Source organism: Duganella sp. BJB1802, assembly GCF_013369445.1.
Classification (GTDB): domain Bacteria; phylum Pseudomonadota; class Gammaproteobacteria; order Burkholderiales; family Burkholderiaceae_D; genus Rugamonas; species Rugamonas vulcania_A.
Genome location: NZ_JABWEF010000002.1, coordinates 482,140 through 500,882, shown reverse-complemented (window position 1 = coordinate 500,882; position 18,743 = coordinate 482,140). Strand labels below are relative to the sequence as shown.

The following is an 18,743-nucleotide window of genomic DNA, read 5'->3' as shown; positions in this document are numbered from 1 at the left end:
CGGCCACGAGGTCACCCGGGCCGACGGCGGCCAGGCCGGCATCGACGCCTTCTGCGCGGCCGAGCAGGCGGGGCAGGGGTTCGCGGTGGTGATCACCGACCTGGGCATGCCGTACGTGGATGGGCGCAAGGTGGCCGAGACGGTCAAGCGGGTGGCGCCGGCCACGCCGGTGATCCTGCTGACCGGCTGGGGCCAGCGCCTGATCCCCGACAGCGGCGAGGCGCCGGTGCACGTGGACCAGGTGCTGAGCAAGCCGCCCAAGCTGCGCGAGCTGCGGCTGGCGCTGGCCAAGTGCGTGGAGTTGCTGGGTTAGCGGTTTGGCGCGGGACGGCGTCAGGCTACTGGCTGGCGTGCAGTCACCGGCGCGCCGTCCGGCGTGTAGGTGATCGTCAGGTGTTCGCCTTCCCCGAGCCGTTGGGCCCCGCGAATATCACCACCAGCGGATCGGCTTCGGCGTTGTCGTGGGGAGCGGCCATTGGAAAAAACGCGGCCGGGGCCGCGTTGACGTCAGGTGGGTTTATTTGGCTGCGGGCAGGCGCCGGCTGGCGTAACTGGCGACATCAAATGTCGTGGCGGTGGCCACGTCGCGCTTTGGCGCCGACGCGGCTTGCCGTTTAATTTGCGCCAGAGTCTGCTCCATATTGCCGACGATGGCCCGGTCCCATTGCCTGACGGTGGCGCCCAGGAATGGGGCATCACCTTGCAAGGCGGTCGGGGCCTGGAACCGATCGGGACGACGGGCTTTGAGTTTCATGACAGCATGCTCCAACTGTGATGAAACCATTATAGTCCAATCATGGGCGCACTCCCGCTCTCGCTGGAGCCGGCCGGCCCGGCCGGCTTCTCAGTCGGCCGGCTCGAACGCGGCCGGGTCGAGCTGGTCGAGCGTGACGAGCTGCTCGCGGCCGCTCGGCGCCGGCTGCGACGTCAGCCGCGCGCGCAGGCGGGCCAGGTAGTCGGCGCGGCTGCGGCGCAGCGCGTAGTCGCGGAAGTTGCTCTGTTCGAGGTCGCGCCAGGCCTGCTCGCGCCCGCTGACCGACTTGGCCGCGGCCTGCTCGCGCCGCGCCGGCGTCAGCTGCGCGTCGCCGGCCGCCAGCCGGGTGTAGCCGTAGCGGTCCATGTAGTCGCCGGTCAGCGTCTCGATCACGTTGATCTCGTCGAGCGTGAGCTGCTGCTTGAACTTGTCGATGTTGGCGGCGATCGGCGGGTAGCAGTTGGACGACCACAGCGCCGACATCTGCGACAGCTGGCGCGCCTCGCGCGAGCCGGCCACGTCCAGCATCTGCGGCAGGAACTCGAGGCCCAGGAACTGGCACAACGCCTCCAGCGTGTGCTGCTGCTGCGACAGGAAGTCCTCGTAGCGGATGGTCAGCACGCGCTCGGGCCACTGCTGCATCACGCGGTCGGCCGCCTGGTGCGCGGCCAGCCAGGTCTCGGCGTTGAGCAGGGTGTCGAAGTCGTGGATGATGGCGCGGTTCATCGACGCCACCTGCGCGCGCGGATCGCGCACCACGTTGACGAACACCATGTCCGGCAGCAGCGTCATCAGCTCCTGCGCGTAGTGCACGCTGTCGAGCGACTTGTCCATCACCACCCGCGCGCCTCGCTTCTCGCCCGCGCGCAGCAGCAGCTCCCACACCACGCGGTGGATGCTGCGCGGCTGGTTGCGCAGCGTCTCGAAGATTTCGACCGGATCGAACACCACCTCCGGCCACTTGACCATGCTCACCGCCTGCAGGCCGACCACGTCGACCACCAGGTTGAAGTAGGCGCGGTCGTCGCGCAGGTCGCCGTACAGCGGCAGCAGCGGCATCATGTCGACGATGTGCAGCGGGTAGGGCGAGTAGAACTGCGGCGACATGTTGAGCCGCAGCCGCAGCGCGTGGCTGCCGCAGCGGCGCAGCGGGATCATCATCGCCGGACGCGGGCGCTGGCTGCTTGAAGTGTTCTGCATGGTCATTCTTTCTGAAGGATAAGGTCTTGCGGGGTGGTGAAGTAGCGGCGGAAGCTGTCCATGAAGCGGCCCAGCTCGGACGCCGGCAGGCGGTTGATGCCGGCGGCGGCCTGCGTCCGCCGCCGCTGCCGAATTGCTGGCGCAGCCGCAGGCGCTGTGCGCCGGGCGGCGCGCCGGAGCGCACGCTGACCAGGTGGTTGCCGTCGTCGCGCTCGTTGAGCACGGCGAACGAGGCGCCGCTGCGCGCGGCCAGTTGGTTGCCAGCACGCCGCTGACGCGGCGCGCCCAGGCGCTGGCCGGCAGGACGGGACCGCGTGCCGGCGTCGAGCTCGGCGTGCGGGCGCAGGTTCTGCGCAGGCGCGCGCAGTCGTCGCGGTAGCCGTCGCACAGCATGCGGTAGAGCTCGCTGCCGGCGATGAAATCCTGCGGCTGCGCGTAGGCGCCCAGCGCGCGGTACAGCGCGGCCGGCGCGATGTGCAGGTCGTGCTCGCTCTCGCCGTAGGCGTTGTAGTTGACCACCCGGCCCAGCTGGGCCAGCGCGGCCACGGCGGCGGCGTCCAGCCCGAGCTGCCCGGCCAGCTGCTGCGCCGGCCCGTCCAGGTTGTCGCCGAAGGCCGCCGCCACCGCCCACGGCCGCCGCCGGCCCGCGAGGTGGCGGTCCACCAGGATGCTGGTGCAGACCTCGGGCGAACCGTCGCAGTGCAGCCGCAGGCGCGGATGGGCGAAGGCGCAGTCGGCCGAGTGGTGGTCGAAATACTCGACCGCCGCGCCGCCGTCGAGCACGCGGCGCAGCGCGGCGGCGTTGCAGTCGAGCGAGACGTCCAGCACCGTCACCTGGCCGCCGCAGCCGTGCGGCACCCGCTGCAGCAGCTCGATCTCGCGCTTGACGCCGGTGATCAGCTCGGCCTGCCGCGGCGTGTCCAGGCGCAGCTGGTGCAGCGCGAAGATGCCGTCGGCGTCGCCGTTGAAGACGTCGTAGTGCGTCATGGCCGGCTCAGACGAAGCGGCGCGCCAGCTGCTGGAACAGGCGGTCGCACGACTGCTCCAGCGACAGCATGCCGGTGTCGAGCGACAGCGCCGGCGCCAGCGGCGGCTCGTACGGCGCCGACACGCCGGTGAACTCCGGGATCAGGCCGGCCCGGGCCTTCTTGTACAGGCCCTTGGGGTCGCGCGCCTCGCACACGTCGGCCGAGGTGCTGATGTGGGTCTCGAGGAAGTTGTCGGCGCCGATGATCTGGCGCGCCATCTCGCGGTCCTGGCGGAGCGGCGAGATGAAGGCGCAGATCACCATCAGGCCGGCGTCGTTCATCATGCGCGCCACCTCGGCGCTGCGGCGGATGTTCTCCTGGCGGTCGGCCGGCGAGAAGCCCAGGTCGCGGTTCAGGTGGTGGCGCAGGTTGTCGCCGTCGAGCACGTAGGCCGGGTGGCCGGCCTGCACCAGCTTGTCCTCCAGCGCGCTGGCCAGCGTCGACTTGCCCGCGCCGCTCAGGCCGGTCAGCCAGATGGTGGCGGCGCGCTGCCCGGCCTGCCGCCAGCGCGCCTCGGGCGCGACCTGGCTGCCGTGCCAGAAGATGTGGGGCGTGGCGCGCACGGCCGTGTCGTCGATCTTGTCCAGCTTACCCATTGCGATTCCTCCGTTTTAGAATTGTTCCCATTCCTGCGTGTCGACCTTGGCCGGGCCGCGCGGACGCGCCGCCGCGGTCAGGGCCGGGGCCCGCATGGCCGACGGCACCGCCACCGCCACCCGCTGCAGCGCCGGCCGCGCGGCCGGGGCCTCGGTGCGGAACACGCTGACCAGCTCGTTCAGGCTGTTGACCTGGTCCTGCATGGCGTGCGCGGCGGCGGCCGCCTCCTCGACCAGCGCGGCGTTCTGCTGGGTCACGTCGTCCATCTGCGTGACCGCCGTGTTGATCTGCTCGATGCCCGACGATTGCTCCTGGCTGGCCAGCATGATCTCGGACATGATGTCGGTGACGCGCTTGACGCTGGAGACCACGTCGTGCATGGTGGTGCCGGCCTGTTCGACCAGCCGGTTGCCGGCCTGCACCTTGTCGACCGAGTCGCCGATCAGGTCCTTGATCTCCTTGGCGGCGGCGGCCGAGCGCTGGGCCAGGTTGCGCACCTCGGTGGCGACCACCGCGAAGCCGCGTCCCTGTTCGCCGGCGCGCGCCGCTTCCACGGCGGCGTTCAGCGCCAGGATGTTGGTCTGGAAGGCGATGCCGTCGATCACCGCGATGATGTCGACGATCTTGCGCGCCGAGACGTCGATGGCGGCCATGGTGTCGACCACCTGGGCCACCACGGCGCCGCCCTTGGCCGCCACGTCGGAGGCCGACTCGGCCAGCCCGTTGGCCTGGCGCGCGTGGTCGGTGTTCAGGCGCACGGTGCTGGTGAGCTCCTCCATCGACGAGGCGGTCTCCTCCAGCGTGCTGGCCTGCTGCTCGGTGCGCGAGGACAGGTCGAGGTTGCCGGAGGCGATCTGGCCGGCGGCGGCGGCGATGGTCTCGGTGCTGGCGTGCACCTGGTTGACGATGCGCGCCAGGCTGTCGCGCATGGAGCGCATCGCGTACAGCAGGCTGGACTCGTCGCCGTGCTTGGGCTCGACCCGCACGGTGAGGTTGCCGGCGGCGATCTGGCCGGCGATCTCGGCGGCCTCGGACGGCTCGCAGCCCAGCTGGCGGGTGACGCCGCGGGTGATCAGCCAGGCCGCCAGCACGCTGGTCACCAGCGCCAGGGAGCCCATCACCAGCATCACGGTGCGGGCCTGGCCGTAGGCCACCTCGGCCGCCTCGGACGCCTCGACGTTCTGCTTCTCCTCGACCGCGATCAGCTTGCGCAGCAATTCCCACCAGCGCTTCTGCACCGGCCGGAACTCATAGCGCAGCAGCTTGTAGGCCTCGTCCTGCTTCTGCTCCAGCGCCAGCGCGGCGGCGCGCTGGACGAAGGGCGTGGCCTGGTCGGCCTGCTTGCGGATCTGGTCGAGCAACTCCTTTTCCTCGTTCGAGGTGCCGGCCAGCTTGGTGAACATCTGGCCCAGCTGGTCCTGGGCGGCCGCGTATTTCTTCTCCTGCTCGCCGATGCGGGTGACCTCGATCTGGATTTCCTTGTCTTCCTTGAGCAGGATCAGGTTGCGCGTGGCGAGCGCGCGTTCTGTAACCGTCAGGTCCATGGTCTGGGCCAGTTTGGTTTCCACGTCGTTGATTTTGGTGATCTCGTCCAGGCGTCCCTGGATCTGGCGCATGCTGTTCAGGGCCAGCGCGATGATCACCAACAAAAACACGGCGCACAGGCCGAAACCCAGGCCCAGCCGGCTTGCTATGGTCCAATTCTGAAATTTCATATCGCCTCCTTAGGGCATATAAGCATTCCAAATATCCAAATGAGAATTTGGTGGAACGCTTCCACGATCTTAGTTGGGCGGTGCGGCTCGGAATCTCACACATAATCACTTTCAACACTGCTGCAACAATGAAATATGTATCGAGATCAATGTTTGAAACTTTTAGTTGCAGAAGTGATGCCATGTAGCAACTTTGGTGGATGTTCTTTTTACATTTACCGTAGACAAAAAAACCATACGCAGAATCCGCCTCTGGGCATGTGCCGCCAACAGGTCTAAAATGCAGTCTGGGGCCGTTGCCGGATTACGACACATCATCTTGTAATCCGAAACGGAGAGAATTCAATCGGCGGGTATCGCCCGCATGACATGGAATGAACATGGCAACACAGAAATCTAAAATCATCTACACGCTGACCGATGAAGCGCCCATGCTGGCGACCTATTCGCTGCTGCCTATTATCAAGAAATTCGCCGCATCGGCTGGTGTAGACGTGACCTCCAGCGACATCTCGGTGGCGGCGCGGGTGCTGGCCGAGTTCCCCGAATACCTGAGCGACGAGCAGAAGGTTCCGAACACCCTGGCCGAACTGGGCGCCTTGACCCAGCTCGCCGACACCAACATCATCAAGCTGCCCAACATCAGCGCCTCGGTCGGCCAGCTGATGACCTGCATCCGCGAGTTGCAGGCGCGCGGCTACAAGCTGCCGGACTATCCGGAGGAAGCCAAGACCGACGAGGAAAAGGCCCTGAAGGCCCGCTACGGCAAGTGCATCGGCAGCTCGGTCAATCCGGTCCTGCGCGAAGGCAACTCCGACCGCCGCGCACCGAAGGCGGTCAAGGAATACGCCCGCAAGCACCCGCACTCGATGGGCGAGTGGAGCCAGGCATCGCGCACCCACGTGTCGCATATGCACCACGGCGACTTCTACCACGGCGAAAAATCGCTGACGCTGGACCACGCGCGCGACGTCAAGATGGAACTGATCACCGACTCCGGCAAGACCATCGTGCTCAAGCCGAAGGTCTCGCTGCAGGCCGGCGAGATCATCGACAGCATGTTCATGAGCAAAAAGGCATTGCTGGAGTTCTACGAGAAGGAAATCGACGACGCCTTCAAGACCGGCGTGATGTTCTCGCTGCACGTCAAGGCCACCATGATGAAGGTGTCGCACCCGATCGTGTTCGGCCACTGCGTGCGTATCTTCTACAAGGACGCGTTCGCCAAGCACCAGGCGCTGTTCGATGAGCTGGGCGTCAACGTCAACAACGGCATGGCCAACCTGTACGAGAAGATCGAGAAGCTGCCGGCCTCGCAGAAGGAAGAGATCCTCAAGGACCTGCACGCCTGCCACGCCAACCGTCCGGAACTGGCCATGGTCGACTCGGCCAAGGGCATCACCAACTTCCACTCGCCGAACGACATCATCGTCGACGCGTCGATGCCGGCCATGATCCGCATCGGCGGCAAGATGTGGGGCGCCGACGGCCGTCCGAAGGACGTCAAGGCCGTGATGCCGGAATCGACCTTCGCCCGCATCTACCAGGAGATGATCGGCTTCTGCAAATGGCATGGCAACTTCGATCCGAAGACCATGGGCACCGTGCCGAACGTCGGCCTGATGGCCCAGCAGGCCGAGGAATACGGCTCGCACGATAAGACCTTCGAAGTGTCGGAAGGCGGCACCGCCAACATCACCGACCTGGCCACCGGCGAAGTGCTGCTGACCCAGACCGTGGAAGCGGGCGACATCTGGCGCATGTGCCAGGTCAAGGACGCGCCGATCCGCGACTGGGTCAAGCTGGCCGTCACCCGCGCCCGCAACTCCGGCATGCCGGCCGTGTTCTGGCTGGACAGCTATCGTCCGCACGAGAACGAAGTGATCAAGAAGGTGCAGGTCTACCTGAAGGACCACGACACCAAGGGCCTGGACATCCAGATCATGTCGCAGACCCGCGCCATGCGCTACACGCTGGAGCGCGCCTTCCGCGGCCTGGACACCATCTCGGTGACCGGCAACATCCTGCGCGACTACCTGACCGACCTGTTCCCGATCCTGGAACTGGGCACCAGCGCCAAGATGCTGTCGATCGTTCCGCTGATGGCCGGCGGCGGCATGTACGAGACCGGCGCCGGCGGTTCGGCACCGAAGCACGTCAAGCAGCTGGTGGAAGAGAACCACCTGCGCTGGGATTCGCTGGGCGAGTTCCTGGCGCTGGCGGTGTCGCTGGAAGACCTGGGCATCAAGACCGGCAACGCCAAGGCCAAGCTGTTGGCCAAGACGCTGGACGAAGCCACCGGCAAGCTGCTGGACAACAACAAGTCGCCATCGACCCGCACGGGCGAGCTGGACAACCGTGGCAGCCACTTCTACCTGTCGCTGTTCTGGGCGCAGGCGCTGGCGGCGCAGACCGAGGACGCTGAACTGCAAGCCTACTTCGCGCCACTGGCGAAGACGCTGGCGGCCAACGAAGCCAAGATCGTCGAAGAGCTGAACTCGGTGCAGGGCAAGGCCATGGACATCGGCGGCTACTACTACCCGGATCCGGCCAAGACCGAAGCGGTCATGCGTCCAAGCGCGACGTTCAACGCGGCGATTGCAGCGATCTGAATCTAGCGTGGTGAGGTAACAGGAAGGGCAGCTGAGGCTGCCCTTTTTTATGGCCGCGCCGTTAGCCGACGCCGGGCGGCGCGTCGCGCGCGTCCACATACGCCCAGGCGAGCGTGCCCGAAGCCAGCGTCACGCTCTGGCGGCGGTAGGCCGCCACCTCGTAGCGGTCCGAGTCGCGCAGCTCTTCGGCCGTCACCGCCAGCACCGCGCCGGCCACCTGATCGTCCGGCGACCCGCTGCGGGAAACAATCGGATGATGCGTCTTGCCGCTGGTGGCGACCACGGCCGGATCGTCTATCGCCACCGCCGACAGGCGATAGCCCGGCAGGCTGTCCTGGCGGCCGGACAGCAGGCGGCCGAAGGTGGCCATCTGCACTTCCGGCTGTTGCAGCGTGCCGTAGGAGAACAGCATCTCGGTTGCATCGGTGGAGCTGGATTTCATTCGCGCTGCCTTATCGGTTCGGAATCTTATTCTAAAAGCAAAGCCACCGGAGGTCGAGCGGATTAAATCGCGCGGCCGTCATAGTGCTTGACCGGAATGGCGTCCAGGTCGATGCCCTCGATGCAGCGGATATTGATCGCCGCCATGGCCTCGCCGTTGGGCGCCGTGCCCTCGCTGTAGGGCGAGATGCCGCAGGTCGGGCAGAAGCGGTGCTTGATCAAATGCTTGTTGAACAGATAGGTGCTGGCGTTGTCGTCCGGCGTCAGCAGATACATGTCCGGGCGCGGCACGAACCACATCAAGGTGCCCTTGCGCTGGCACATCGAGCAATTGCAGGACATGGCCGAGGTGATCTCGCCCTCGGCTTCGAACTTCACTCTGCCGCAGTGGCAGCTTCCCTGGTATTTCATTTCACACCTCCTGTAAAAAACGATCGAGACTGCTGAAGAAAAATGCCCAGCCGCGCTCGTGGTTGATGCGCGCCTGTTCGTCGAGGAAGCGGTCGTGCACGAAGCGCAGCTCGGTGCCTTCGGCCACCGGCGCCAGGTCGATGCTGACCCGCGACACCCGTTCCGGCGTGCTGTGCCAGGCCCAGGTGAACACCAGCCGCGTGAACGGGCGCACCTCCTGGTACACGCCGGTCATCTGGTTCAGGCCGCCGTCGGGGCCGGCGAAGGCGAGGTGGTATTGGCCGCCTTCGCGCAGGTCGATGTCCGCCCTGGTCAGCGAGGCCTCGCCGGGGCCGAACCACTGGCTCAGCGCTTGCGGGTCGGTCCACGCGCGCCAGACTTTTTCGGGGGCGACGGGGTAGACCCGTCGGAGGTTGACTTGGGCGGGTTGTTCTGCGGTTGGCATGATGCGACTTCCTCCTGGTGATAGAGATAGCGTCCCAGCGCATCGAGCTGGCCGGTCCAGAAACGCTGGTAATGGGCGATCCACATGGCGGCGTCCTGCATGGGCGCGGCATGCAGCTCGCAGCGCACCACGCGTCCCTCCTTCGAGCGGGCGATCAGGCCGGCTGTTTCCAGCACGGCCAGGTGCTTCATGAAGCCGGGCAGCGACATCTCGTATTGCTGCGCCAACTCCGTGACGGTGCAACTGCCGTTGCCCAGCTGCGCCAGCACGCCGCGCCGCGTGGCGTCGGACAGCGCCGCGAAGATCAGGTCCAGCTGGGGATCGTTATACTTAACCATAAGGTATAGTATTGGCAAAGACGGCCGCCATGTCAAGCGGGTTTTGAACGGTCGCGTGCACGGCGGCAAAAAATAGGATATGATGACCATCATGGAATCGAAACAAACCAAACGCGCAGCCGTCAGCCGCAAGGAAGCCACCCACGAACGCATCGTGGAGGTGGCCTCGCGCGCCATCCGGCGCAGCGGCTACGACGGCACCGGCGTGGCCGACATCATGAAGGAGGCGGGCCTGACGCACGGTGGTTTCTACGCGCACTTCGAATCGCGCGACGCGCTGCTGGCCGAGGCCGGCGACCGCGCCGGCGCCGAGTCGGTCGCGCTGGCCGCGCGGGTGGCCGCCGCCGCGCCGCCCGGGCAGGCGCTGCAGGCCATGATGCAAGCCTACCTGTCGCCGCAGCACATCGACGCCATCGAGACCGGCTGCCCGGTCTCCGCGCTGGGTTCGGAAATGCCGCGCCAGGCGCCGGAGGTGCGGCGCGCCGCGACCATCCACATCAAGGAAATGATCGACCTGTTCGCCCGCCAGATGCCCGACTGGGGCCAGCCGCAGGCGCACGAGCGGGCGATGGCGCTGGTGTGTTCCCTGATCGGCACCACCATGATGGCGCGCGCGGTGGACGATCCCAAGCTGTCGGCGGCGCTGTGCGCGGCCACCCTGAATCAACTGAGCCCGAAGGCCGCCTGAAGCGACGGGCGGCCGTTTTTTTTGCATTAAAATATGATGACCATCATATTCACTTGAGAGGAAATACCATGAGCAGCAAGATCGCATTGGTCACCGGCGCCTCGTCCGGCATAGGGGCCGCCACGGCGAAGCGGCTGGCCGAGGCCGGCTTCAAGGTGTACGGCACCAGCCGCCGTGGCGCGCAGTCGGCGCGGCAGGGCGTCGAGATGCTGTCGCTGGACGTGACCAGCGACGCCTCGGTGCAGGCCGCCGTCGCCGAGGTGATCGGGCGCGAGGGGCGCATCGATCTGCTGGTCAACAACGCCGGGATTGGCGTGGCGCCGGCCGGCGCCGAGGAAAGCTCGATCGGGCAGGCCCAAGCCATCTTCGACACCAACTTCTTCGGCCTGGTGCGCATGACGCGCGCCGTGCTGCCGCACATGCGGGCGCAGCGCGCCGGACGCATCGTCAACATCGGCTCGGTGCTCGGCTTCCTGCCGATGCCGTATGCCGCGCTGTACGCCGCCACCAAGCACGCGGTCGAGGGCTACACCGAATCGCTGGACCACGAGTTGCGCAACTGGGGCATCCGCGCCGTCGTCATCGAGCCGGCCTACACCAGCACCCCGTTCGACGCCAACATGCTGGCGGCGGACGCCAAGCTCGACGCCTACGGCGAGGTGCGCGCCGCCGTCACCCGGCGCGTGCAGGAAGTCATGGCGACCGCGGATGGGCCGGAAGTGGTGGCGGCGACGGTGTTGAAAGCGGCGCTGGCCCGCGCGCCGAAACTGCGCTACACCTCTGGTACGCTGGCCGGACGCCTGCGCCTGCTGCGCACCTTCGCGCCGGCCGGCGTGATGGACGCGGGCATGCGCAAGGACCTGCGGCTGGCATAAGACTACAACGAAAAGAAGGCAATCATGAAGGCACTCATCCTCAAGCGGTACGGCAAGCCCGGCGTGGTCGAATTCGCCGACATTCCGCGTCCCGCGATCAAGCCGGACGAAATCCTGGTGCAGGTCCACGCGGTCGGCCTCAATCCCATCGACTACGTGATCCCCAAGGGCGACTTCAAGCCCATCCTGAAATTCCAGCTGCCGGCCACGCTGGGCAGCGACGTTGCGGGCATCGTGGTGGAAGCGGGCAGCCGCGTCAGCCGCTTCAAGGTGGGGGACGAAGTGTACGCCAGCGTCTTCGACCTGGGCACCGGCACGCTGGCCGAATATGCCGCCGTGCCCGAGTATGCCGCCGCGCCGAAACCGGCCAACCTCAGCTTCGTGCAGGCCGCCTCGATCCCGATGGTGGGGCTGACCTCATGGCAGGCGCTCAAGGAACGGCTGCGGCTGCGGCCCGGGCAGAAGGTGTTCATCCCGGCGGGCTCGGGCGGCATCGGCACGTTCGCGATCCAGCTGGCCAAGCACCTCGGCGCCACGGTAGGCACGACCACCAGCGGCGGCAACGTCGAGCTGGTGCGCGGCCTGGGCGCCGACGAGGTGGTCGACTACACCAAGCAGCAAGTCGAGCAAGTGCTGAAGGGCTACGACGCCGTGCTCGGCACGACGCGCGGCGACGGGCTGGAGAAGGCCATCGGCGTCCTGAAGCCGGCCAGCGCGGTGGTCTCGCTCGTCGGCCCGCCGGACGCCGCCTTCGCCCGCGCGCGCGGGATGAACTTCCTGATGCGGTTCGTGTTCGGCCTGTTGAGCCGCAAGATCATCCGCCTCGCGGCCAGGCACCGCGCCACCTACGCCTTCATGTTCGTACGCCCGGACGGCAAGCAGCTTGGCGAGATCACGCAGCTCATCGAGGCCGGGCGCATCCGTCCGGTGATCGACAAGGTGTTCCCGTTCACGCAGGCCAAGGACGGCCTGGCCTACCTGGAACAAGGCCGCGCCAAAGGCAAGGTGGTGGTGCAGCTGATCGACGCCTGAGCCGCCACCATGCCTTGACCGCCGCCTCCGCTTGCGCCAGACTCCCGCTCACTCGACAACAACGTGAAGGGCGGGAAATGCGGCACATCGTTATGCTCAACAAGTTTCATGCAAGCGCGTGGCTGGCGGCGGCGCTGCTGGGCGCCAGTCTCGGCGGACAGGTGCACGCCGAGACTGCGGTTGCGGCCGCCACGCCGTTGGTGATCGGCGAAAGCTTCAACATCGCATCGAAGGCGCTGGGCGAAACGCGGCACATCAACGTCTACATGTCGCGCGGCTACGCCTTGCCGGCCGACGCGCCGTTGCCCGTGCTGTACATGCCCGACGGCGGCCTGCGCGAGGACTTCCTGCACATCGCCGGCCTGCTGCAAGTGTCGGTCGACAACGGCACCATGCGCCCATTCATGCTGGTCGGCATAGAGAACACGCAGCGCCGCCGCGACATGACCGGCCCGACCGACAACGCCGAGGACAAGAAGATCGCCCCGGTGGTGGGCGGCGCCGCGCATTTCCGCCGCTTCATCCGCGAAGAGCTGATGCCGGCGGTGAAGCAGCGCTACCGCACCACGGGCGAGACCGCCCTGATTGGCGAATCGCTGGCCGGCCTGTTCGTGGTTGAAACCTTCCTGCGCGAGCCGGGGCTGTTCGATCACTACATCGCGATCGATCCCAGCCTGTGGTGGAACGACGGCAAGCTGCTGAACGAAGCGCCAACGCTGCTGGACCAGCGCGCGGCCAGGGCGCAGAGCTTCTATTTCGCCAGCAGCGGCACGGCCGGCATGGACAAGGGAAGCGCGCAATTGTCGACGCTGCTGACCGCCCGCGCGCCGCAAGGTTTGCGCTGGCACTACCAGCCACTGCCCGCCGAAACCCAAGCGACGATCTACCAGCCCGCCGCCCTACAAGCGTTCCGCACAATGTTCAAACCACCAAATTAAATTGGGGTCATAAATTGGGGTCAAGTCTGACATTCGGACACGTAAATTGGGGTCAAGTCTGACATTCGGACACGAGCTCTGCCGTAGGCGCGCGCCTACGGCAGAGCTTCAGTCCGAATGTCAGACTTGACCCCAATGGGTTTGCAGCTTAGTTGGCGCCGGCGGCTAGTTGCAGTTGCACGGTGGCGGTGGCCAGGTCGGCTTTTGCTTGCAGGTAGGCTTGGTAGACTTCGTCGGCGGAGCGCTGCGCGGTTAGCAGTTCCAGCAACGAGGCCGCGCCTTTTTTGTAGGACAGGCGCATGCCTTCCACGACTTTGTCCGACTGCGTCAGCACCGATTCCCGATAACGCTGCTCGTTGGCCTGCGCCGCGCGGTACTGTGCGTACAGACGCCGCACGTCGATCTGCGCCTTCAGCTCGGCCGAGCGCAGCGCCAGCGTGGCCTGCGTGACCGCCGACTGCGCCTGCAACACCTCGCCGCGCTGCGTGCGCGACAGCGGTATCGGCACCGACACCGTCAACCCCAGGCTCAGCGAACGCTGCGTCGGCGAATTGGTCACCGCGCCGCCCGCGTCGGTCAGCGCATGCACCGACGGCGTGTTCTTCAAGCTGACGTTCACCACCGGATCGACCCAGCGATTGGCCTGCGCCAGATCGGCCGAGGCGCGCGACGCCTCCAGCGCCGCGCGCGCGATGCGGATGTCGTCGCGCCCGTCCTGCGCCTGCCGCACCAGCTGCTCCACGTCGTCCAGCCCGTTGACGGCGGGCGCATCGCAAGCCAGCTCCGCGCTGCCGAACACCTCGCTGTAACGCCGTCCCAGCGGGATCGACAGCGACTCTGCCGCCGCCTGCACCTGCGCCCGCGCCGACACCACATCCGCCTCGAAGCGGTCGCGCTCCACCTGCGACTGCGACAACTCCAGCCCGCCGATATCGCCGACCTTGCGCCGCACGGTATTGGCCTTGACGATATCGTCCAGCGCCCGCAGCGTCGACTCCTGCCGCACCAGCGCCTGGCGCGCGCGGCACGATTCGGTGTAGGCCGCCGCCGCGTCGGCGTACAGCTGGCGGCGGCCGCCGTCCAGCGTGGCCTCGCCGACCTTGACCGCCGCCTGCGCGGCGCGGATGCGCTGGCCGCGCTTGCCGGCCGTCTCGATGGTCAGCGCCACGCCCATGGTGGTGGCGGTGGGGGCGTTCGGCTTGTTCGCCGCGTTCAATTCCCGCGAGTCGATGCCGGCCGTGAGCACCGGATCGGGCCGCACGCCAGCCACCGACACGCCGGCCTGCGCGCTGCCCACATTCTCGCGCTGCATCTGCAAGTCCAGGCTGTACTGGGCGGCGGCCGCCGCATACTCGCGCAAGGTGACCTGGCCTGAAGCGGGCAGGGCGACGCACATCGCCAGCAGCGCGCACACGGGGTTGAGTTTAAATGTCATGGACTTGCTCCGCTTGCACCAGACCGTCCTCGGCCTGTTTGGGTTTGTTCTCGAAATACCGTTCGACCAGGTAGTACAGCGCCGGCAGCCACACCAGCGTCAGGCCGGTGGCGGTGATCAGCCCGCCGACCACGACGGTGGCCAGCGGCCGCTGCACGTCGCTGCCCAAGCCGTGCGCCAGCGCGGCCGGCAGCAGGCCCAGCGCGGCCACGCTGGCCGTCATCAGCACCGGACGGAAGCGGCTGTAGGCCCCCTTGAGCACCGCATCCTTCAGCGTCAGCCCGCCCTCGGCGCGCAGCTGGTTCAGGTTGGACACCATCAAAATGCCGTCCATCACCGCCACGCCGAACAGCGCGATGAAGCCGACCGCGCTCGACACATTGAGCGTCATGCCACGCAGATGTAGCGCGACCAGCCCGCCCAGCGCGCCAAGCGGCACCGCCGCCAGGATCATGGCCGGCTGGCGCAGGTTCTTGAACTGCGCGAACAGCAGCACGAACATCAGCGCCACCACCATCGGCATGATCAGCGCCAGGCGCGCCTGCGCCCGCTGCTGGTTCTCGAACTGACCGCCCCAGGCCAGCTGCACGCGGCCGTGGTCGTAGCGCACCTTGGCCTCGATCTGCGCCTTGGCGTCGTCCAGGAAGGAGGCCAGGTCGCGCCCGCGCAGGTCCAGCCGCACGGTCAGGTGGCGCTTGCCCATCTCGCGCGTGATGGTGCTCTCGCCGTCGTCCAAGCGTATCGTCGCCACCTGCGCCAGCGGGATGCGCGCCCCCGTGGCCGAGGTCAGCAGCAAATCGCCGATGGTGTCGGGATTGCTGCGCGAGGCGTCGGTGAAGCGCACGCCGATGTCGTACTGCCGGTCGTCGATGAACACCTGCGACACCGGCTTGCCGCCGATGCCCGTGCCGATCAGGTCGGCCACGTCGGCGGCGTTGATGCCGTAGCGCGCGGCGGCGGCCCGGTCCACCTCGATGCGTACCTGCGGCAGCGGCGGTTCCTGGTCGATGATCACGCTCTCCGCGCCCGGCACGGCGGCCAGCGTGCGTTCGACGTCGGCGGCGATGCGGCGCGTCTCCTTGAAGTCGTTGCCGTAGATTTTCACCACCAGGTCGCTGTGGGCGCCGGCCAGCTTGTCGAGCACGCCGTCGATCATCGGCTGCGTGAAGCCCACCCGCGTGCCGGGCAGTTTGGCGAAGCGCCGGCCCATCTTCTCGATCAGCTCCTGCTTGCTCAGGCCGGACTTCCACGTGTCGTACGGATGCAAGGTCACGCTGACCTCGATGTGCGACGGCGTCCACGGATCGGTGCCCTCGTCGTTGCGGCCCAGCTGGGTGACGATGGTGGCCACCTCCGGGAACTCCAGCGCCGCGCTGCGCAAGCCGTCCGACATCTCGGCCGCCTTCTCCAGCGAGATCCCCGGCGGCAGCGTCACCTGCAGCCAGATCGAGCCCTCGTCCAGGTACGGCAGGAAGTCGCGGCCGATGGTGCCGCCCAGCGCGCACACGGCGGCGAAGGCCAGCGCGAACGCCGCCAGCGTCACACGCGACCGGCCCACCACGGCCGCCAGAAACGGCTCATACAACTGCTTGGCCTTGACCAGCACCGGATTGTTGAACACCTTGCGCGGCTTGCGATACGCCTGGTAGGCCAGCCCGGGTATCAGGGTCAGCGACACCACCAGCGCGCCCAGCAGCGCGAAGCCGATCGCGAACGCCATCGGCGAGAACAGCTTGTACTCGATGCGCTGGAAGGTGAACAGCGGCAGGTAGGCGGTGATGATGACGATCATGCCGAAGAAGATGGGCTTGGTCACCTGCAGCGTGGCCTTCATCACGTCGCGCGCGCGCAGCGCGGCGCCGTGGTTCTCCTCATACTTGCGCAGGATGTTCTCCATCACCACGATGGCGCCGTCGACCACGATGCCGAAGTCGATCGCCCCCAGCGACAGCAGGTTGGCCGGGATGTGGAAGTGATGCATGAAGATGAACGCCGTCAGCAGCGCCATCGGAATCGTCACGGCGACGATGGCCGCCGCGCGCGGGCTGCCCAGGAACAGCACCAGCACCACCGTCACCAGCAGCATGCCCTCGACCAGCGTCTTGCCGATGGTGTGCAGCGTGGCGTCCACCAGCCCGGTGCGGTCCAGGTAGGGCACGATCTTCACGTCCTTGGGCAGCACGTTGTCGTTCAGGTCCTGCACGGCCGCGTGCACGTCCTTGAGCACCAGCGACGGATTCTCGCCCTTGAGCAGCAGCACGATGCCCTCGATCGTGTCGGGATTGGTGTTCTTGCCCAGGATGCCGTGGCGCTCCTTGCTGCCCAGGCGCACTTCGCCCAGGTCCTTGACCAGCACCGGCACGCCGTTCTTCTGCGTGACCACCACGTTGCCCAGGTCGTCCAGGTTGTGGATCAGGCCGACGCCACGCACCACGAAGCCCTGCTGGCCGCGGTTGAGGATGCTGCCGCCGGCGCTGGCGTTGTTGGCGTTGACGGCGTCGGTGACCTGCTTGAGCGACAGGTTGTACTTGCTCAGCTTGGCGGGGTCGAACTCCAGCAGGAACTGCGTGGTCAGGCCGCCGAAGTTGCCGACGTCGGCGATGCCGGCCACCTGCTTGAGGCGCGGGATCACGGTCCAGAACTGCAGCTCCGACAATTCGCGCAGCGAGCGCGTCTTCGATTCCAGCGTATAGCGGTAGATCTCGCCGATGGGCGAGGTCAGCGGATCGAGCCCCGGCTGCGCGCCGTAGGGCAGGGCCACGCTGGCGATGCGCTCCTGCAGGCGCTGGCGCGACCAGTAATCCTCCACGCCGTCGCGGAACACCACGGTGATCAGCGACAGGCCGAAGGTGCTCTTCGAGCGCATCACGTGCATGCCGGGCGTGCCCATGATCTCGCGCTCAAGCGGAATGGTGATCTGCGATTCGACTTCCTCCGCCGCCAGGCCGGGCACCTGCGTGACCACCTGCGAGCTGGTGTCGGCGATGTCGGGATAGGCTTCCAGCGGCAGCTGCTTCCAGCAGAACACGCCGTACAGCGCGACCAGCACGAACACCAGCCAGGCGATGCCGCGCCGCTGGAAACTGATGGCAACCAGGCGATCAATCATTGAGCAGCACTCCTTCCTTGGCGACGATGCGGGTGCCCGCCTTCAGGCCGGAGACGATCTCCACCATCTCGCCGCTGTGGACGCCGGTGGCGACGGTGCGCGCCTCGAAGGTCCAGGCGGCCGTCTCCACGTAGACCTGGGTGTGCGTGCCGCTCTGTACCAGCGCGGAAGCCGGCACCACCACGCCCTGGTGCGGCGCGGCGCTGAAGGTCACCTGCGCGAACATGCCCGGCTTCAGGCGGCCGTCCTTGTTGTCGACCGCCACGCGGACCTTGACGGTGCGGGTGTCCGCGTCCAGCACCTCGCCCACGTAGCCGATCTTGCCGGCGATGTGCTGGCCGGGATAGGCGTTCAGTTCGATGTCGGCGGCCTGGCCCGCGAACACGGCGGCCAGGTCTTTCTCCTGCACGCTGGCGGTCAGCCACACGGTCGACAGGTCGGCCACCACCATCACTGGCGCGTTGGTGTCGTTCCAGAAGCCGCCCTGGCCGCCGTTCAATTCGATCACATGGCCGGACAGCGGCGAGCGCAAGGTGTACACGCGGCCATTGCCGCCGGCCAGGCTGCCGCCCAGCTGGGCCAGGCGCGCCTTGCTGCGTTCGCTTTCGCTGAGCGCCTGCGCGTAGTCGCTCTCGGCCTGCTCCAGATCCTTGTGCGCCGAGATGTCGGCCGCGCGCAGCTCCTTCTGGCGCTCCAGGTTGCGGCGCGCCAGCGTCAGGCCGGCCTGCGCCTTGCTGGCGTCGCTGTGGGCGGCGGCCACGTCGGCCGAGTCCATGGTGAACAGCGCGTCGCCGGCCTTGACCGTGTCGCCCAGATGCTTGAGCAGCTGCTCGATGCGGCCGGCCACCGGCGGCACCACGCGTACCAGGTGGGCCGGATCGGCCTCCACCACGGCCGGAACCGGAATGGCGCGTGCCACGGTTTGTTCGGCGGCGCTGGCCACCTGCAGCGACTGGCGCAGCGGCGAGCCGGCCGGCACGGCGATGGACGCGCCCTTGCGCACCACGGCGGCGGGCGGGGCGGAATCGGTCTCGGGCGCGTGGCCGCAGCCGCCGAGGACTGCGCACAGCAGGGGGAGGGCCAGCAGCGCGCGCGGCTGCCGGCGTGGGTCGAATTTGGTCATGG

General features: G+C 67.2%; 17 protein-coding genes. 6 read left to right on the top strand and 11 right to left on the bottom strand.

Translation table 11 applies throughout. The features are described 5' to 3' along the window. The coding region (locus HUX88_RS05385) for a response regulator (RefSeq protein ID WP_176361082.1) at positions 1-313 on the top strand (313 nt) is incomplete at its 5' end. 204 nt (positions 314-517) lie between these two features. Here HUX88_RS05385 and HUX88_RS05380 read toward each other — a convergent pair. The 4 genes from HUX88_RS05380 to HUX88_RS05360 form a co-directional block, all read right to left on the bottom strand. Beyond that, positions 518-754: a hypothetical protein gene (locus HUX88_RS05380; RefSeq protein ID WP_176361081.1), complete on the bottom strand. Its 237-nt coding sequence runs from the start codon at positions 752-754 to the stop codon at positions 518-520. Positions 755-844: 90 nt separating this feature from the next. Next, positions 845-1,960 (bottom strand): sulfotransferase, encoded by a 1,116-nt coding sequence (locus tag HUX88_RS05375; protein ID WP_176361080.1) that lies wholly within the window; start codon positions 1,958-1,960, stop codon positions 845-847. A 988-nt stretch (positions 1,961-2,948) separates the two neighbouring features. Further along, positions 2,949-3,578: an adenylyl-sulfate kinase gene (gene cysC, locus HUX88_RS05365; RefSeq protein WP_117013735.1), complete on the bottom strand. Its 630-nt coding sequence runs from the start codon at positions 3,576-3,578 to the stop codon at positions 2,949-2,951. Between the two features lie 15 nt (positions 3,579-3,593). Further along, positions 3,594-5,294 carry a methyl-accepting chemotaxis protein gene (locus HUX88_RS05360; RefSeq protein ID WP_117013736.1) on the bottom strand — a complete coding sequence of 567 codons (1,701 nt, stop codon included), beginning with the start codon at positions 5,292-5,294 and terminating at the stop codon, positions 3,594-3,596. A 380-nt stretch (positions 5,295-5,674) separates the two neighbouring features. On the opposite strand from HUX88_RS05360, the gene HUX88_RS05355 reads away from it, so the two are divergent. Then, the gene (locus HUX88_RS05355; RefSeq protein ID WP_176361079.1) at positions 5,675-7,906 is read left to right on the top strand and encodes an NADP-dependent isocitrate dehydrogenase; all 2,232 of its coding nucleotides are present in this window, start codon (positions 5,675-5,677) and stop codon (positions 7,904-7,906) included. Between the two features lie 61 nt (positions 7,907-7,967). Here HUX88_RS05355 and HUX88_RS05350 read toward each other — a convergent pair whose 3' ends face one another. The 4 genes from HUX88_RS05350 to HUX88_RS05335 all read right to left on the bottom strand — a co-directional run bounded on the left by HUX88_RS05350 (position 7,968) and on the right by HUX88_RS05335 (position 9,541). After that, positions 7,968-8,348 (bottom strand): gamma-glutamylcyclotransferase family protein, encoded by a 381-nt coding sequence (locus HUX88_RS05350; protein WP_117013737.1) that lies wholly within the window; start codon positions 8,346-8,348, stop codon positions 7,968-7,970. A gap of 62 nt (positions 8,349-8,410) precedes the next feature. Then, positions 8,411-8,758, bottom strand: a complete 348-nt coding sequence (locus HUX88_RS05345; RefSeq protein WP_176361078.1) for a GFA family protein — start codon at positions 8,756-8,758, stop codon at positions 8,411-8,413. A 1-nt stretch (position 8,759) separates the two neighbouring features. Continuing rightward, positions 8,760-9,203: an SRPBCC domain-containing protein gene (locus HUX88_RS05340; protein WP_176361077.1), complete on the bottom strand. Its 444-nt coding sequence runs from the start codon at positions 9,201-9,203 to the stop codon at positions 8,760-8,762. Continuing rightward, positions 9,104-9,541: a helix-turn-helix transcriptional regulator gene (locus tag HUX88_RS05335; RefSeq protein WP_176361076.1), complete on the bottom strand. Its 438-nt coding sequence runs from the start codon at positions 9,539-9,541 to the stop codon at positions 9,104-9,106. The genes HUX88_RS05340 and HUX88_RS05335 overlap by 100 nt, the downstream gene beginning before the upstream one ends. A gap of 79 nt (positions 9,542-9,620) precedes the next feature. On the opposite strand from HUX88_RS05335, the gene HUX88_RS05330 reads away from it, so the two are divergent. The 4 genes from HUX88_RS05330 (at position 9,621) to HUX88_RS05315 (ending at position 13,074) form a co-directional block, all read left to right on the top strand. Then, a complete protein-coding gene (locus tag HUX88_RS05330; RefSeq protein ID WP_176361075.1) occupies positions 9,621-10,229 on the top strand; it encodes a TetR/AcrR family transcriptional regulator in 609 nt (202 codons plus the stop codon). Between the two features lie 68 nt (positions 10,230-10,297). Next, on the top strand, positions 10,298-11,104 hold the full coding sequence (locus HUX88_RS05325; RefSeq protein WP_117013741.1) for an oxidoreductase: 807 nt from the start codon (positions 10,298-10,300) through the stop codon (positions 11,102-11,104). A 24-nt stretch (positions 11,105-11,128) separates the two neighbouring features. Then, complete coding sequence (locus HUX88_RS05320; RefSeq protein WP_176361074.1) at positions 11,129-12,136, top strand: NADP-dependent oxidoreductase; 1,008 nt, start codon at positions 11,129-11,131, stop codon at positions 12,134-12,136. Positions 12,137-12,213: 77 nt separating this feature from the next. Then, positions 12,214-13,074 (top strand): alpha/beta hydrolase, encoded by an 861-nt coding sequence (locus HUX88_RS05315; protein WP_176361073.1) that lies wholly within the window; start codon positions 12,214-12,216, stop codon positions 13,072-13,074. Between the two features lie 148 nt (positions 13,075-13,222). Here HUX88_RS05315 and HUX88_RS05310 read toward each other — a convergent pair whose 3' ends face one another. From HUX88_RS05310 to HUX88_RS05300, 3 genes are read right to left on the bottom strand one after another with little or no spacing between them, the layout of a single operon-like run. Next, positions 13,223-14,509 carry a TolC family protein gene (locus HUX88_RS05310; RefSeq protein ID WP_176361072.1) on the bottom strand — a complete coding sequence of 429 codons (1,287 nt, stop codon included), beginning with the start codon at positions 14,507-14,509 and terminating at the stop codon, positions 13,223-13,225. After that, positions 14,499-17,618, bottom strand: a complete 3,120-nt coding sequence (locus HUX88_RS05305; RefSeq protein ID WP_117013745.1) for an efflux RND transporter permease subunit — start codon at positions 17,616-17,618, stop codon at positions 14,499-14,501. Before HUX88_RS05305 ends, HUX88_RS05310 begins: the two co-directional genes overlap by 11 nt. Continuing rightward, positions 17,611-18,741 carry an efflux RND transporter periplasmic adaptor subunit gene (locus tag HUX88_RS05300; RefSeq protein ID WP_176361071.1) on the bottom strand — a complete coding sequence of 377 codons (1,131 nt, stop codon included), beginning with the start codon at positions 18,739-18,741 and terminating at the stop codon, positions 17,611-17,613. Before HUX88_RS05300 ends, HUX88_RS05305 begins: the two co-directional genes overlap by 8 nt. Positions 18,742-18,743: the final 2 nt, after the last annotated feature.